Consider the following 14,609-nt stretch of genomic DNA (forward strand, 5'->3'; position numbering starts at 1 on the left):
TCTGGAGACACTTGCGTGGGCGGGTTTCCCGACTTGAGCAAAGTGTCGTCCTCCTGCCTCCTGCCTTCTCCTAATTACAATTATTTATGTCCCTCTACTTAAGCATGATATCGAGATACTTCAGTCTTACGAGTCCTCAGATGAAACTTTCCTTTTAATTAAACGGTGAAGCAGACGGCAAGGCCAAATGCAAGCTCCACAAACAGTTACAGTACCAATGGCAACAAAAATACGCCAGTTCTGTTCAAATTGATTAGCAGACTTTGATAACTGGGGTCGGGTATTTTTAGATATTTCGGGCAATGAATGAGATAGCTGACTAGCTGTACCTATCCCTTCAATCGCCGCTCCCATGAGATAAGCTACAAAGGCAATACTTAGCCAGTGACTCATTATATTTTATGGGTAAACTTTTGTATTAGTAATTCTCTGACCCAAAGCATAATCTGTCTTCTTATTTGCTTCGCAATGATAAATGTTGTCGCTTCTTCTAATGTTTTAAGTATAGTTTATTATTTTGATTTTTTCTGAAGTTGCAAATAATAAACTCAAAATATTATTTAATTTTGATGTTAGAAAAATAATACAGCATTTTTCGGTTGAGTGCAGTACAAGTAGATAGGGAACAGAGGCTAGTACCGCAAAGCGGAAGTCAAAATTTAAAAATCAACAGTCAAAAGCATGATTGAATAAGCTGTTTAGGATTTTTCAATTGTCTGCTTTTTCCGCTGTGATGTACTAGAGGAATGTAATACCGTTTCACTTTAAATTTGATACAAATTGACCGCAGGGGAGCAGAGGGGCAGAGGAGAAATTATTTGGATCATTTATTTGGTGAAATGGTATAACCATTGGGATGAACATTGCTGTAAATATTTCTTGACTGAGATATTGCACGCATATTTAATTTTTTAATTTCTAGAGATGTTTACTAAATAAGTACGATTAGGAGATAAATATGAAATCTGAAAACATTCAACCTGAAAAGCAACTAGATTATCCAGTCTTATTAGCTGCTGCTAAGGAAGCTTTAAAACTTGAATACCAGAGATCAGCAGCTTTGATTTCACAACTACAAGCCGTAAAAACTGAGTTAGAGCAAGTTCAGCTAGAAAATAAAATCTTGAGAGAGAGTAGTTATGAGGATGTAATTAAGCATTTTGAGGCGCGCATTCAAGCAGCAGAAGCGCGATCGCTCAAAACCGAAGTGCGTCAAAATTTCCTTGAAGTTAATGGTCGCCAGGATGATGAAAGCTTCGATACTCTCTGGGAGAGCATTAAGAATAAGATTCAGATCCAAGACGGTGAAGTGATCATTGTTTCTCAAAATGGCACTCCTAAGTTCACCTTAAATGGCAAACTCATAACTTTGAAAGATTTCCTTCAATCTCTCAAACAAGACCCAATCTCAAGCAAATTTTTCTTGAACTAGCTGACTTTGCCTCTCGTCGATGGTTTTCTGATTCAGTTGCCAATCTCTAGAACCAAACTGCTCTATTTGATCAGCATTGGTTCTGGCTTAGGTAACACAGAGACATTGAGTGGATCGTAGCCTAATTGTTGAGTAATCCGTTCCCTAGCTAAAGCGCGGTACTCCCAAAAATGTTCTCCAGCAGCGCATAGCCCTAAATACATATTGAGAACTTGAGGCTTTGTCAACACAATAGCCCATAGTTGTTGCCAAAATTGCCCCCGAATTTCTGGTCGCCGTAAGCCTTGATGCCAGATTAACTGAGCAACGAGCCGCAAGCCCTTACCTGGAGAAAATTGCATGGTTTGCTTTCGCTTTTCTAGGGAGCCAATACTCAGGCATTGCTGAAAACAACGTCTGAGATAGTTGCTAGGTTCGTATAACATCCATAAGCCTTCTACATACTCTCTAGCGATTTCATCAATAGAACGGGTGGGGATGAAATTCATTAAGGTATTTTGGTCGCCCACTTCAGTGCCACCAATACCCTTACTCTCTAATAAACGCTGCTCGTTTTGCAGACGGTTCCATAAAGCAGTATTAGGCAAAGCTTGAAGGATGCCCAACATCGGTTGAGGAATACTAGTTTGTTCTACAAAAGCTTGAATTCGTTCTCCGGCTCCTGGGCGTTCTCCATCAAAACCAAGAATAAACCCTGCATAAATCAGCATTCCTGCTTCATTGATCTTGCGGCAGGCTTCCACGAGTGGATGGCGAGTATTTTGCAGTTTTTGTGTTACTTGCAGGCTGTCTTGGTCAGGAGTCTCTATGCCGAGAAAAACTGCATAGAAACCTGCTTCACTCATTAATTGCAACAGTTCATCATCTTCAGCCAAATTCACAGAAGCTTCTGTGATGAAGGTGAAGGGATAGTTATGCTGCTTCACCCAAGGAATTAACTCTCGCAGGAAGCGTTTGACGTTACGCTGATTGCCAATAAAGTTGTCGTCAACGATGAACAGTGACCCTCGCCAGCCTAAATCATAAAGAGCCTGTAACTCGGCTATGGTTTGCTGAGGTTCTTTTGTGCGGGGTTTGCGACCGTAGAGTGTAATAATATCGCAAAACTCGCAGTTGAAGGGGCAACCGCGAGAAAACTGGATAGCCATCATCAAGTAAGCATCCCGTTGCAGCAAGTCAAAACGCGGCATCGGGCTTTGGCTGACATCAGGTTTTTCTAGAGAGCGAAAGATTCCTTGTTCTTGACCTTGGTTGAGGGCTTCCAGAAACTGAGGAACTGTCAACTCACCCTCATCCAAAATCAAATAATCCGCTCCAGAGTTTAGAGCATCTTGGGGGATCGATGTCGGGTAAGGGCCACCAACTGCAATTTTTTTGCCTAAGCGCACTGCTTTTTGAATTAGGGCATGAAAATCTGGTTTCTGCACTAGCATTGCGGAAAGGATAACGAGGTCACACCACTCCCAATCAGCTTCAGTTTCCAGATTGACGTTGCGATCGCAAAATCTAATTTCCCAGTCTTTAGGGAGAAGTGCTGCTACTGTAATAATTCCCAAAGGAGGCAATACGGCTTTGAGTCCAGCGATTTCCATGAAGCGATCATAAGACCAAAAAGATTGCGGGAACTGAGGGTAGAGCAATAATACTTTCATAAAATCCTTGTTCCAAAACTTCTGGTATCTCGAACACCCATCAATAGCTAATGTGATCCGTTCTAGAACTCAAATACTCCTCCAAATAAATTAACGTCTATAAGTAGCTTTGATAGCTTTAATCTCTGCACTACGAGCTTAGATACATAGAATATTAAAACTAAGGCAACTTTAACCTCTCTCTCTAAAGGAATAAGACTACAGCCTAAAATTTTATTAGAGAGAACTGCTTCTCTTCCTAACCATAGCAGCAAAACCTCTCTCCACTGTGGCTCAAAAACTCGATAGTTTACCTTTGACTTGCAAATGAAAACTGAAACAGTGAAGACTTACATGAAGCTGGCGTTTGGGAGTGAAGGCGATCGCACTTTCAATTATTAGTTTGATTTTAATTATCTTTCTTGCGGAAGATGATTTAAGCTTCTAGATCAGTCTAAAGACAAATAGAGTCAAGTAGAACTAAGAATTAAAATATAAATCAATTTAATTTACCTTAACAAAATAATAAATATATGTTGAGTATACTTTGGGGTATCGTGGTTTTGCTGGTAGCTTTTTGGGTATTAGGGCTAGTGTTTCATATTGCGGGAAATTTAATTCATATGGCGTTGCTTATAGCCATTGCCCTTGCTATCTACAATTTTTTCAAAGCTCGTGATGTATAAAGAAATAACTCGGAAAAATCCAGTATTTTTTTAATTAAAACCTGTCAAAAATCAACCGATAGACTCTGTAAACGAGTTAAAGTTCTGGCTGCAAACAGTATGGTTTCTTTCATCCATAGTGAGCGATCGCTCCTGAACAGCTTCTGTCACTTTCAGAGTATGTTAATACACTTCTACTTCGTAAGTTATGAAAAATTCTGAGTAAATTTAAGTAACTCTACCATAATTGGTTATTTTAAACACAATTTTTTCTTTTTGAGTATCTAAGATGAAATGTATAACTTTTATCTATCAGATGCTCTGTGAGGATTTTTTATGGGTATTAGGGAAATCAAAATCCGTCAGTTAGAGTCAATTAAGGGCGGAATGGTTGAGTTCTTTACTCTTCAAACCAGTCATGAAACCATTCTGGCCCAAATTGCACCCAATACGATAGATGATTTATTTGTTCATAAGTCACAAACTGACCAATTACTTGTCGTCAAAGGACAAGTCGTACTCGTATCTTTAATTAATAAGCAATATCAGTATATTCCTTTAAGTGAAGACTATCCTGTAGTAGTGACTATTCCTCCTGGAGTTCTGCACGGTGCAATTAATTTAAGTTCGCAACCATGTTTAGTGGTGAATGCCGTACTGCGCCATCGTCCTCCTCAAGAAAGGGATTATATGACTTGTCGTAGACCTTTTCCTTACGATTTAGAAGCGGCAACTCTGGCGTTGAAACAATTGGAAGCAACAAAGCAAAAAGAGTTAATCCAGCGATCGACAGATGTTCTTGAGGTAAACCCTAGTTGAGTGCTATGGCACAAAGCACAAAGCAACAGCATTTTCTCTGCAAGGAAGAACAGTAGGGATTATCAGCAGACTTACTATTAAGCTTGTGTTCGAGAGTGGGGAAGATCGCCTGTTACTAGACAACAAAGCTGGGACTGACATGATCTAATGTTAATAATCATACTTTAGCTAGGTAGCGATGTATAAACTGTACGCACACGCTACCCTCTCCAACACCAGATGCCACTCGTTTTACTGAGGCATAGCGCACATCACCGGCTACAAAAATACCAGGCACACTAGTTTCTAATAGAAAAGGATCTCGTTCCAATGTCCACCCTTTGGGACGACGCTTGTCTCGGATTAAATCAGCACCCGCTAGAATAAAACCATTCTCATCGCGTTCGACGATGCCATCTAGCCAATCAGTTTGGGGACGAGCGCCAATGAAAATAAACAGTGACTTTGCTGGTACAGTTTCAATTGCTCCTGTTTGGTCATTTATTAGTACGACAGCTTCTAAATTTTTTTCCCCCTTGACTTCCACAACTTTAGTTTGAGTGCGGACAGTAATGTTCTGTGTGGCTGTTATCTGGTCAATCAGGTATTGCGACATACTTTTGGCAAGCGAATCAGCACGTACTAACATTGTCACCGAGTGGGCATACTTGGCGAAGTGAATCGCCGCCTGTCCAGCCGAGTTCGCACCGCCAATAACAAATACTTCTTCACCTTGACAGGCAATTGCTTCGGTCATTGCCGCACCATAATAAACACCAGCACCACACAGATGATCCTCACCTGGAATATTCAGCTTGCGGTACGATACTCCTGTCGCAATCAACAGTGCATGACAACTGATCTCACTACCATCTGCCAGTAAAATCACCCGATAGGGGTTTTGAATCCGAACCCCGATTACTGTTTGCGGGGTCAAAATTTCGACTCCAAAGCGTTTTGCCTGCGTTACTGCCCGACGCGCTAAATCTGCACCACTTAATCCTATAGGAAAGCCCAGATAATTTTCGATGCGAGAACTTGAGCCTGCTTGTCCACCTGGTGCTTCTTTTTCAATCATCACGGTGCTGAGTCCTTCGGATGCACCATAAACAGCCGCAGCCAGTCCAGCCGGGCCACCCCCAACAATTGCCAAATCATAAAATGGACGTTCTGCCTGAGTTCGCAATCCAATATGTTCAGCAATTTGCAGATTTGTTGGTTGTATGAGTGTAGAGCCATCTGGAAATAATACTAATGGTAAGCTTTGCACACCATCGGGTTTAGTATAAGTCAATAGTTGATTTGCTTCTTTTTCTAACTCTACATCCATCCATTGATAAGGAATTTGATTGCGTGCCAAAAAATCTTTTACTTGGTGTGACTGTGGCGACCAACGGTTTCCTACTACCCGAATACCTTCAAACGGTGGACTATAATCTGCTAGCCAATCATCAATCAAATCATCCAGCACCGGATACAGACGTTCTTCTGGCGGGTTCCAAGGTTTGAGCAGATAATAGTCGAGTTTAGCGTTATTAATGGCACGAATAGCCGCATCAGTATCTGCGTAAGCAGTCAGCAAAACTCGCTTGGCATTAGGAAACAGAACTATCGCCTGTTCCAAAAATTCCACCCCACTCATGAGCGGCATTCGTTGATCGACAACAAATGTGGCAACAGTTTCATTGCGAATCTTTAGTTGTTTTAAGATATCTAATGCAGTTACGCCGGAGTCGGCTCGCATAATCCGAAAGCGATCGCCATATTCTTTTCGCAAGTCTCGCGCGATCGCTTGCAGCACATCGGGATCGTCATCAACGCTGAGAATAACTGGTTTTGCCACGCGCTTGCTCTCCAAAATTTAACCAGCTGCGCTCTCAGCCTAAAGCTAGATACTAATAAAGCGATTCTATCTAAAGGCTGAGTTTCAAATGCACGACAGTCGGCTTTGATAAGGAAAAGCTTTATTATGCTATCCCAGCAGACGAGGAAATTATGCTTTGTCTTGAAGAACTGCTGACTCTGGAATTGTTTCAAGCCTTGCCAAGAAACCGCCTCGACTGGATCTGTGAGCGCGCCAAAACGATTGACTTAAATACTGATGAGGTATTGGTAAAGGAAGGCGACCCCCCGCAGGGATTTTTTATTCTATTGTGTGGTCGTATGGGGTTAACCCGACGAAGTGAGGGACTGGAAATACCGATTGGACAACATGAAGCTCCTAGCTTTTTTGGTGAAATTCCAGTCTTAACTGGCGAACCTGCCCCTGTGACTGCCAGAGCAATCACAGACTGTCATTTTTATGAACTATCAGCTGACGATTTCCTGACATTGCTCCATGAGTGCCGCACCTTTGAGCAGATGATTTTTCAAAGTGTGGCAAAGCGATCGCGTGGATTAGAGTCTTTCATCCGCAACCGGGAAAAAATGGCAGCTTTGGGTACCCTAGCAGCAGGACTGGCACACGAACTAAATAATCCCGCAGCAGCATTGGTTCGCGCTTTACGAGATGTTACCCCTGCATTAGTGGAATTACAACACATGAATTTAGTCGTTGGACGACACCAAATTGATGAAGCACATACACAAGAATGGCTCAAAGCACGTGATGAAGGGTATGAGGCAATTGTCCACAAACGGATTGATCCGATGAGTTTAAACGAACGCGAAGACCAAATGCTGAATTGGTTGGAAGATTACGGCGTGGAGGATGCCTGGAAACTGGCACAACCGCTAGCTGAAAGCGGTATTACAATTGAAACCCTCTCACAATTAACCACTCAATGGCGAGATGATTTAACTCAAATGCGTGACATAGGGCTGCGTTGGTTGGCACTCTCGTTTGAAGTAATGTCAATGACCGCCAGTGGATTGCATGGTGCAGAACGCATTGCTGAATTAGTACAGTCGATGAAGTCTTATTCTCATTTAGACCAGGGTGCGCGACAACTAGTTGATGTGCATCAAGGGCTAGAGGATACACTACGATTATTTTCCTACAAACTGAAGCATGGTGTAGAAATTCGTCGTTCCTACGCTCCAGCAATTCCTAAAATCTGGGCGTATGGCAGCGAATTAAATCAGGTATGGACAAATTTAATTGATAATGCGATTGATGCAATGGAAGACAAAGGCGTGCTTGAAATTCTTACGAGCCACCACAGCGATCGCATTGAAGTACAAATTATAGATTCGGGTTCAGGTATCCCACCAGAAATCCAATCACGAATTTTTGAACCATTTTTTACGACAAAGCCCGTTGGCAAAGGGTCAGGTTTGGGCTTAGAAGTAGTGCGTCGAATTGTCGAAATTCGCCATCAAGGAACAATAACACTAGCATCCAAAGCAGGCAAAACTCAGTTTACTGTTTGTTTGCCAATCGTTCAGCATGGGACTCCATGACTTTTGAACGCTTATTTTAGTTCATGGTAAGTCATAGTCCGCTTGTCACAGTGCAAACTCACGGCCTATTTAAATAGTTTTAAAACAATATATTAGTTTGATTGACAAACCATATAACTATATGGTTATATAGAACATAAGGTTAACTTGCCTTGAACAACGATTAACCTCGGAATTAAACATTATGACTATTTCTCTGCAACAACGCCAAAGTAGTAACAATCTTTGGGAGAAATTTTGCAATTGGATTACCAGTACTGACAACCGTATGTACATTGGTTGGTTTGGTGTACTGATGATTCCCACACTCTTAACAGCAACCATTTGTTTCATCATCGCTTTCATTGCTGCACCACCTGTAGACATAGATGGTATTCGCGAACCTGTCGCTGGTGCTTTACTTTATGGCAATAACATCATTACTGCTGCGGTTGTGCCTAGTTCCAATGCTATTGGTCTGCACTTTTACCCCATTTGGGAAGCGGCTAGCTTAGATGAGTGGTTATATAATGGTGGCCCTTACCAGTTGATTATTTTCCATTTCCTGATTGGTATTTTCTGCTACATGGGTCGGCAATGGGAATTATCTTACCGCTTAGGGATGCGTCCTTGGATTTCTATCGCCTACAGCGCACCTGTTGCTGCTGCCACTGCGGTACTATTAGTCTACTCTGTGGGTCAAGGTTCCTTTTCTGATGGTTTGCCTTTAGGGATTAGTGGTACTTTTAACTTCATGTTTGTACTGCAAGCCGAACACAACGTTCTCATGCACCCATTACATATGTTGGGCGTAGCAGGTGTCTTCGGTGGTGCTTTATTCGCTGCCATGCATGGTTCTCTAGTCACTTCGTCTTTAGTTCGGGAAACCTCTGAAATTGAATCCCAAAACTACGGTTACAAATTCGGTCAAGAAGAAGAAACTTACAATATTGTTGCGGCTCACGGTTACTTCGGCAGATTGATCTTTCAATACGCATCTTTTAACAATAGTCGTGCTTTACACTTCTTTTTAGGTGCTTGGCCAGTAATTGGTATCTGGTGCGCTGCCTTAGCTGTATCTTCTTTCGCCTTTAACCTCAATGGTTTGAACTTTAATAACTCTGTTCTTGATGCTCAAGGTCGTGTAATTAATACTTGGGCTGATGTTTTAAACCGGGCTAACTTGGGAATGGAAACAATGCACGAACGCAACGTTCACAACTTCCCCTTAGATTTAGCGGCTGGAGATATTCAACCTGTAGCTTTAGTTGCTCCTGCTATTCACGGTTAATTAATTCTGAATTCAGTTCGTTCTAACTCCTCAAAAACAATGTCAGCAACCCAAATGGTTTGGGTTGCTTTTTTATCAAAATGGCTTTGCTGCAAGGGAAAAATTATTGTTTGGCGATGGGCTACGCCCCACTGGAAGCGATGGCGCAACAGCCATAAAAAACTAACTTCAGCCTGGATAATATATTACTATTGACGGTTTGCCATCAAACTTTTTAACTCTTCAACCTTAGCAATCGTGTAATATCCCGATGGTATTGACATGAGATACTGATCTATGGCTGATTCCAATTTAGGAAATCCTTTCTGATCTGACAGAATATCGGTTTCAGCCATTGAGTCTAATGAAGTGGAAATTTCCGATACCATCAAGTTTTTTTGAATGCTTAAAAAGAGACAGAACAACAAAACAATTCCGAGCAGTAGAGTTTGGATTGACTTTTTAAACTTCATAAATTTCTACTAAAATGGGTAGCACTCGCAGGTGTTTTAACTAAGGGCGATAGTAGATTAATAAAGATTTATATCGTTATCTGATAGAACTTTCTCACGCTGCACCATTCTTCATCATTTGGCTAACAATCCATAATGCAATACAGTTCAGTTAAGCATTTATTTCTTCTCTTTGCGTCCTTGGCGGTTCGTTAAAAAAATTGACTTTGACAAAGAGTTTTAGGCTTAACTGAACCGTATTGATCCATAATGGGTATTTCCAAAGTAGCTATGGAGAATTAATTAATCACAAAAAAAAATGTGACATTTGATTGTTTTAAATTATGCTTGAATACTATATGAATTACATGATTTATATTATAAATACACAAGTCTTGATATTAAAATATCCCAATCATTTAAGGGTTATAATAAAAGAGAATATAAAAAAAAATTAATCCTTGAGAGTTGCTTATTGCATAATTGTACTAAGGGTTTTCTCAGAGGATGAAGTGATATGGAACCGATTCGTATTTTTTACTTTTCCGATGTTCTCTGCGTTTGGGCTTATATTGCCCAAATTCGTTTGGATGAGTTGAAAACAACCTTTCAAGACAAAATTATGCTCGCACAGCACTTTGTCCCCGTCTTTGGCGTTGCTCGTGAAAAGCTGGAAAACCGATGGCGCGATCGCGGTGGTTTGCAAGGATATAGCAATCATGTCCAAGAGGTTGCGAAAAAGTTCGATCACATTACCGTTCATCCTGATATTTGGACTCACGTTACACCACCTTCATCGACATCCTGTCATTTGTTTCTTCATGCGATTGAATTACTAGAAGCGAAGGGTTTAGTAGAGGGAGATCAACAGATATTTGAAAAAATAACCTGGGCATTTCGGGAGGCGTTTTTTACCCAACTGGCAGATGTTTCTGACCGCAAGGTGCAATTTGGAATTGCGGAGGAATTAAAACTACCGATCGCAGCTATCCAAGCTCAGATCGATAGTGGTGAGGCTTATGCCAAGCTATCCCAGGATTTTGAATTAGTTAAAGAACATACGGTTACAGTCAGCCCCACCCTAATTTTTAATGAAGGACGGCAGAGACTCAACGGCAATGTGGGCTATCGAGTCATTGAAGCCAATATTCGGGAGTTACTACACAATCCTCCAGGAGAGCAATCCTGGTGTTAAGTATGTTGAGCGATTGCCATTTAGTTGACTGGTAAAGTCGATGTTGACGGAACTAAATTAGAAAACACAAAAAGGGAGTCACGTAATGAATGCTATCAAGATTGAAATTTTGGGTACAGGCTGCAAAAAATGCCAACAGTTAGAGGCAAATGCTAAAGAAGCTGTAACTAATCTCAATTTAACTGCTGAAGTTTCACATATTACCGACCCAATCGAAATTGCTAAACGAGGTGTGATGTCTACTCCCGCTATGACAATCAATGGCAAAGTTGTCAGCAAAGGTCAAGTAATCAGTGCTGAACAAATTCAGCCCCTATTGCAGCGTTAAAGAGGCAAATTCATGTTCGATCCGTTTTATCCTTTTAATTGGTTGGCAACCCAGATCATTACTCAAATCTTGGGCTTGTCGATTTCATCGCATTTAGGATCGAGTCTGCACTTCTTTCTTTATGATGTGCCAAAAGTCTTAACATTACTGATTCTAATTAGCTTCATTGTTGGAACATTTCAAAGCTTTTTAGAACCAGAGCGCGTTCGTTCTTTGCTAGAAGGAAAGCGCACTTTTGCAGGAAATATTTTGGCGGCAATAGTAGGAATCGTCACACCATTCTGTTCTTGTTCTGCGGTTCCTTTGTTTATCGGCTTTTTGGAAGCAGGTGTACCTTTAGGCGTGACCTTTTCTTATCTGATGGCAGCGCCAATGGTAAATGAGGTTGCTGTTATCCTTCTCTGGGGATTGTTTGGGTTGAAGGTGACGCTGATCTACATTGGCTTTGGCGTGGGTTTAGCGATCGCCTCTGGATATATCATCGGACTCCTGAAATTAGAAAAATGGGTGGAACCATTTGTTTGGGAACTGCAAAAATCTCGTCAAGCAAAGCCTCTAGAAGATGAAGAAACCCTAGAACCAGTGGCGTTAACCTGGGGACAAAGATTTGAGCAAGGCAGATTCCAATCCAGTGAAATTGTGCGATCGGTTTGGCTTTATGTGGTGGGTGGAATTGCGATCGGTGCAGGGATTCATGGTTATGTACCGACAGATTTTATTACCCACTATGCAGGTGCGAATAATCCTTTTGCAGTGCCGATTGCAGTAATTTTAGGTGTTCCACTCTATGCAAACATTGCGGGTGTAATGCCAATTACTGAAGCTTTGGTAAATAAAGGAATGCCTATGGGTACAGTTTTAGCTTTCACAATGGCGGTAACAGCACTATCTCTTCCTGAAATAGTGATTCTCAAAAAAGTGCTACAACCCCAATTATTAGCCGTATTTGTCGGGTTAATGACCATTGGCATTATCAGTATTGGTTATATATTCAACGCCATAATTAATTGACTTACCCCACTTAGTCAGGCTGATGAAATCAGGAGTAGCGATAGCTGCGCTCGCCGTACCCCTCCGGGGAAGCAAGCTACGCGTAGCGTCTCGTAGAGAAGGCATCGCCTGGTAAATTTGGAAACGTTTCAATTTGTCAACAATATTACTATATAGCAATATAATGATGTTAGTCTAAATTCAAACCTCGTCTAAAACTCTTTTGAATAAAGATGGGGTTCAGAAAGCATTAAAAACTCAACTTAAAAAATTACCTTTAGGAGTCGTTATTATGGCTCGCGTTATTGTCATTGGTGCTGGACTGGGAGGATTGCCTGCTGCTTATGAACTGAGGCATACATTGCCACGTAAACATCAAATTACACTCATTTCTAATCAACCAAAGTTTACATTTGTTCCTTCGTTGCCTTGGGTTGGATTGGGGTTAAAGTCCCTTGATCGCATTCAATTAGATTTAGCCAAGATTCTTCCTCGGCATGGTATTGAGTTTATTCATGCTGCCGTCACCGCCATTGATCCGAAATCTCGTCAGATAACGATGAGCAATCAAACACTGGACTACGACTATGCCGTTATTGCCACGGGGCCAGAACTGGCGCTGGATGCCCTACCGGGATTAGGGCCAGAAGGTGGTTATACCCAGTCAGTTTGTAATCCGCACCATGCTGTGTTGGCAGGTGTGGCGTGGGAGAAATTTTTAGACGATCCAGGCCCGGTTGTGGTGGGTGCAGCACCGGGAGCAAGTTGTTTTGGCCCCGCCTATGAATTTGCCTTGTTGATCCATCACGTTTTGAAGCAGAAGGGATTGCGAAATTGCACCGCAACGTCAAAGCGATCGCAAATACCGATTACCTTCATTACCTCCGAACCCTACGCCGGACATCTGGGCATTGGCGGTATGGCTAACTCCCGGTGGCTAATCCGCAAGTTCATGGCAGATCGAGAAATTGAGCTAATGGAAAATACTGCCATTTCCCATTTTGAACCTGACGCGGTTTATCTGGCTGATGGGCGGAGGATTCCAGCTAAGTACATAATGGTCTTGCCGCCGTTTCGCGGGCCACGCTTCTTACGTGAAGCACCAGGGCTAACCGATGCCAAGGGGTTTATACCTGTATTGCCCACCTATCGTCACCCTGACTTTGAGTCGATTTACGCCGTAGGAGTGATCACCCAACTCAAACCAGTAGAGCAAACCCCCATCCCTACAGGCGCTCCCAAGGTGGGATTGATGTCCGAGGAAATGGCTCTGGCTGTTGCCCATAATATTGCCCTGGAATTAGGGGTGATTTCTGGATGTCAGAACAAACCAACTCTACAAGCCATTTGCTTCGCGGATTTTGGTGATACTGGAGCGCTGTTTTTGGCCGATCCACTATTACCAGATGAGACAGGACATCGCCACCGGGCTTTAACCTATGACGGCATCTGGGTATCTTGGATGAAAGCAGGATTCGAGAAATATTTTCTGACGAAATTACGCCTGGGCTGGACGATTCCCTGGTTTGAGCGTTGGGCCTTTCGGGTGATCGGTCTGCCTCTAGTGGAACCGATTATTCCCAGCCCACAACTGATTCAGGTAAAAGGATGAAGATGATTAATCGCTGCGATCGCAATTTACTGGAGTGACGCAAGGGATATGGAAATTGCCTTCAACCCTGGTGAACTAGAGGCACTCGCAAGCCGATTTAAGATCCTGGCAGAACCAACCCGACTGCAAATTCTAGCAGCCCTATGCAATCAGGAACGCAGTGTGCAAGAAATTTGTGGTTACACAGGATTACTTCAAGGCAATGTCTCCAAACATTTGCGATTGATGAAGGATGCTGGCGTGGTGGCGTGTCGTCGAGAAGGGGTATGGCGCTATTACCGCGTAATTGATACTGAGTTATTGGCACTTTGTTCTTATCGGCAAAAGTTACGCAACCATTTGAAGGAATGATTTACGTTCAATCTAAGGTTAACTAGCAAATTAAGTTGGAGAAAACAATGGCAGACTTATTTTCAGCCGAATGGATGCAGGCTTTTGCTCAAGAATGGAATGCAGAACCTGAGCTAGCCGATGCCCTTGCGAAGATTCATTTTAATTCCGCGATCGCTTATGGTTTTGTGGACAATCCAAACCCGATGGGCGTTCTGATCGTTCAAGAAGGACGAGTGGTTTCTGCCGAAAGTTATGACGGACAAAAACTTAACTGGGATTTACGCGCTGATTGCGACCACTGGCAACAGTGGAAAACCAAAGGGTTGAACATGATGGGATTGAGCATGGCATACATGAGTCGAAAATTACAATTTCGGGTAGGAGATTACACCGCCATGATTAAAGATCCTCGTATGGCAGCTCCTTTTATCAAATCATTTGCGGTGATGAGTAGAGTTTGAGATATTTACCCATCATCCTCATCACTCCAGTACCCGATGACTACTAGGAAGAAAGACTTGA

Annotated in this window: 15 protein-coding genes; 11 read left to right on the plus strand and 4 right to left on the minus strand. The window is 42.2% G+C overall.

All coding sequences use genetic code 11. The features are described 5' to 3' along the window. Positions 1–126 precede the first annotated feature (126 nt). Positions 127–393, minus strand: a complete 267-nt coding sequence (locus H6G76_RS28290; protein WP_190708551.1) for a hypothetical protein — start codon at positions 391–393, stop codon at positions 127–129. 565 nt (positions 394–958) lie between these two features. Between H6G76_RS28290 and H6G76_RS28295 the strand changes: the two genes are divergently transcribed. After that, positions 959–1,432 carry a hypothetical protein gene (locus H6G76_RS28295; protein ID WP_190708553.1) on the plus strand — a complete coding sequence of 158 codons (474 nt, stop codon included), beginning with the start codon at positions 959–961 and terminating at the stop codon, positions 1,430–1,432. A gap of 62 nt (positions 1,433–1,494) precedes the next feature. Here H6G76_RS28295 and H6G76_RS28300 read toward each other — a convergent pair whose 3' ends face one another. Continuing rightward, complete coding sequence (locus tag H6G76_RS28300) at positions 1,495–3,084, minus strand: B12-binding domain-containing radical SAM protein (RefSeq protein ID WP_190708555.1); 1,590 nt, start codon at positions 3,082–3,084, stop codon at positions 1,495–1,497. Between the two features lie 512 nt (positions 3,085–3,596). On the opposite strand from H6G76_RS28300, the gene H6G76_RS28305 reads away from it, so the two are divergent. Both H6G76_RS28305 and H6G76_RS28310 read left to right on the plus strand, forming a co-directional pair. Further along, positions 3,597–3,749 carry a lmo0937 family membrane protein gene (locus H6G76_RS28305; protein WP_190708557.1) on the plus strand — a complete coding sequence of 51 codons (153 nt, stop codon included), beginning with the start codon at positions 3,597–3,599 and terminating at the stop codon, positions 3,747–3,749. A gap of 315 nt (positions 3,750–4,064) precedes the next feature. Then, positions 4,065–4,547 carry a dTDP-4-dehydrorhamnose 3,5-epimerase gene (locus H6G76_RS28310; protein ID WP_190708559.1) on the plus strand — a complete coding sequence of 161 codons (483 nt, stop codon included), beginning with the start codon at positions 4,065–4,067 and terminating at the stop codon, positions 4,545–4,547. 157 nt (positions 4,548–4,704) lie between these two features. On the opposite strand, the gene H6G76_RS28315 is transcribed toward H6G76_RS28310, so the two are convergent. Then, positions 4,705–6,369, minus strand: a complete 1,665-nt coding sequence (locus H6G76_RS28315) for a response regulator (RefSeq protein WP_190708561.1) — start codon at positions 6,367–6,369, stop codon at positions 4,705–4,707. A 152-nt stretch (positions 6,370–6,521) separates the two neighbouring features. Here H6G76_RS28315 and H6G76_RS28320 point away from each other — a divergent pair, with 152 nt between their 5' ends. Beyond that, the gene (locus H6G76_RS28320) at positions 6,522–7,928 is read left to right on the plus strand and encodes an ATP-binding protein (RefSeq protein ID WP_190708563.1); all 1,407 of its coding nucleotides are present in this window, start codon (positions 6,522–6,524) and stop codon (positions 7,926–7,928) included. A gap of 184 nt (positions 7,929–8,112) precedes the next feature. Further along, positions 8,113–9,198, plus strand: a complete 1,086-nt coding sequence (gene psbA, locus H6G76_RS28325) for a photosystem II q(b) protein (RefSeq protein WP_190708565.1) — start codon at positions 8,113–8,115, stop codon at positions 9,196–9,198. Positions 9,199–9,386: 188 nt separating this feature from the next. Here psbA and H6G76_RS28330 read toward each other — a convergent pair whose 3' ends face one another. Continuing rightward, on the minus strand, positions 9,387–9,650 hold the full coding sequence (locus tag H6G76_RS28330; RefSeq protein ID WP_190708567.1) for a hypothetical protein: 264 nt from the start codon (positions 9,648–9,650) through the stop codon (positions 9,387–9,389). A 496-nt stretch (positions 9,651–10,146) separates the two neighbouring features. On the opposite strand from H6G76_RS28330, the gene H6G76_RS28335 reads away from it, so the two are divergent. The 6 genes from H6G76_RS28335 (at position 10,147) to H6G76_RS28360 (ending at position 14,548) form a co-directional block, all read left to right on the plus strand. Next, on the plus strand, positions 10,147–10,824 hold the full coding sequence (locus H6G76_RS28335) for a DsbA family protein (protein WP_190708569.1): 678 nt from the start codon (positions 10,147–10,149) through the stop codon (positions 10,822–10,824). 85 nt (positions 10,825–10,909) lie between these two features. Then, positions 10,910–11,152, plus strand: a complete 243-nt coding sequence (locus tag H6G76_RS28340) for a thioredoxin family protein (RefSeq protein WP_152591293.1) — start codon at positions 10,910–10,912, stop codon at positions 11,150–11,152. Between the two features lie 12 nt (positions 11,153–11,164). Further along, complete coding sequence (locus tag H6G76_RS28345; protein ID WP_190708571.1) at positions 11,165–12,163, plus strand: permease; 999 nt, start codon at positions 11,165–11,167, stop codon at positions 12,161–12,163. A 271-nt stretch (positions 12,164–12,434) separates the two neighbouring features. Beyond that, on the plus strand, positions 12,435–13,754 hold the full coding sequence (locus H6G76_RS28350) for an NAD(P)/FAD-dependent oxidoreductase (protein ID WP_190708573.1): 1,320 nt from the start codon (positions 12,435–12,437) through the stop codon (positions 13,752–13,754). A 48-nt stretch (positions 13,755–13,802) separates the two neighbouring features. After that, positions 13,803–14,105 carry a helix-turn-helix transcriptional regulator gene (locus H6G76_RS28355; protein WP_190708575.1) on the plus strand — a complete coding sequence of 101 codons (303 nt, stop codon included), beginning with the start codon at positions 13,803–13,805 and terminating at the stop codon, positions 14,103–14,105. Positions 14,106–14,152: 47 nt separating this feature from the next. Then, complete coding sequence (locus H6G76_RS28360; RefSeq protein ID WP_190708578.1) at positions 14,153–14,548, plus strand: SCP-2 sterol transfer family protein; 396 nt, start codon at positions 14,153–14,155, stop codon at positions 14,546–14,548. The last annotated feature ends 61 nt before the right edge of the window (positions 14,549–14,609 follow it).

Origin of the sequence: Nostoc sp. FACHB-152, assembly GCF_014697475.1 — a bacterium.
Lineage (GTDB): Bacteria > Cyanobacteriota > Cyanobacteriia > Cyanobacteriales > Nostocaceae > Nostoc_B.

Excerpts from the sequence above, each read along its gene's own strand:
- H6G76_RS28290 (WP_190708551.1), bottom strand. The coding sequence starts at position 393 with ATGAGTCACTGGCTAAGTATTGCCTTTGTAGCTTATCTCATGGGAGCG.
- H6G76_RS28295 (WP_190708553.1), top strand. The coding sequence starts at position 959 with ATGAAATCTGAAAACATTCAACCTGAAAAGCAACTAGATTATCCAGTC.
- H6G76_RS28300 (WP_190708555.1), bottom strand. The coding sequence starts at position 3,084 with ATGAAAGTATTATTGCTCTACCCTCAGTTCCCGCAATCTTTTTGGTCT.
- H6G76_RS28305 (WP_190708557.1), top strand. The coding sequence starts at position 3,597 with ATGTTGAGTATACTTTGGGGTATCGTGGTTTTGCTGGTAGCTTTTTGG.
- H6G76_RS28310 (WP_190708559.1), top strand. The coding sequence starts at position 4,065 with ATGGGTATTAGGGAAATCAAAATCCGTCAGTTAGAGTCAATTAAGGGC.
- H6G76_RS28320 (WP_190708563.1), top strand. The coding sequence starts at position 6,522 with ATGCTTTGTCTTGAAGAACTGCTGACTCTGGAATTGTTTCAAGCCTTG.
- psbA (WP_190708565.1), top strand. The coding sequence starts at position 8,113 with ATGACTATTTCTCTGCAACAACGCCAAAGTAGTAACAATCTTTGGGAG.
- H6G76_RS28330 (WP_190708567.1), bottom strand. The coding sequence starts at position 9,650 with ATGAAGTTTAAAAAGTCAATCCAAACTCTACTGCTCGGAATTGTTTTG.
- H6G76_RS28335 (WP_190708569.1), top strand. The coding sequence starts at position 10,147 with ATGGAACCGATTCGTATTTTTTACTTTTCCGATGTTCTCTGCGTTTGG.
- H6G76_RS28340 (WP_152591293.1), top strand. The coding sequence starts at position 10,910 with ATGAATGCTATCAAGATTGAAATTTTGGGTACAGGCTGCAAAAAATGC.
- H6G76_RS28345 (WP_190708571.1), top strand. The coding sequence starts at position 11,165 with ATGTTCGATCCGTTTTATCCTTTTAATTGGTTGGCAACCCAGATCATT.
- H6G76_RS28350 (WP_190708573.1), top strand. The coding sequence starts at position 12,435 with ATGGCTCGCGTTATTGTCATTGGTGCTGGACTGGGAGGATTGCCTGCT.
- H6G76_RS28355 (WP_190708575.1), top strand. The coding sequence starts at position 13,803 with ATGGAAATTGCCTTCAACCCTGGTGAACTAGAGGCACTCGCAAGCCGA.
- H6G76_RS28360 (WP_190708578.1), top strand. The coding sequence starts at position 14,153 with ATGGCAGACTTATTTTCAGCCGAATGGATGCAGGCTTTTGCTCAAGAA.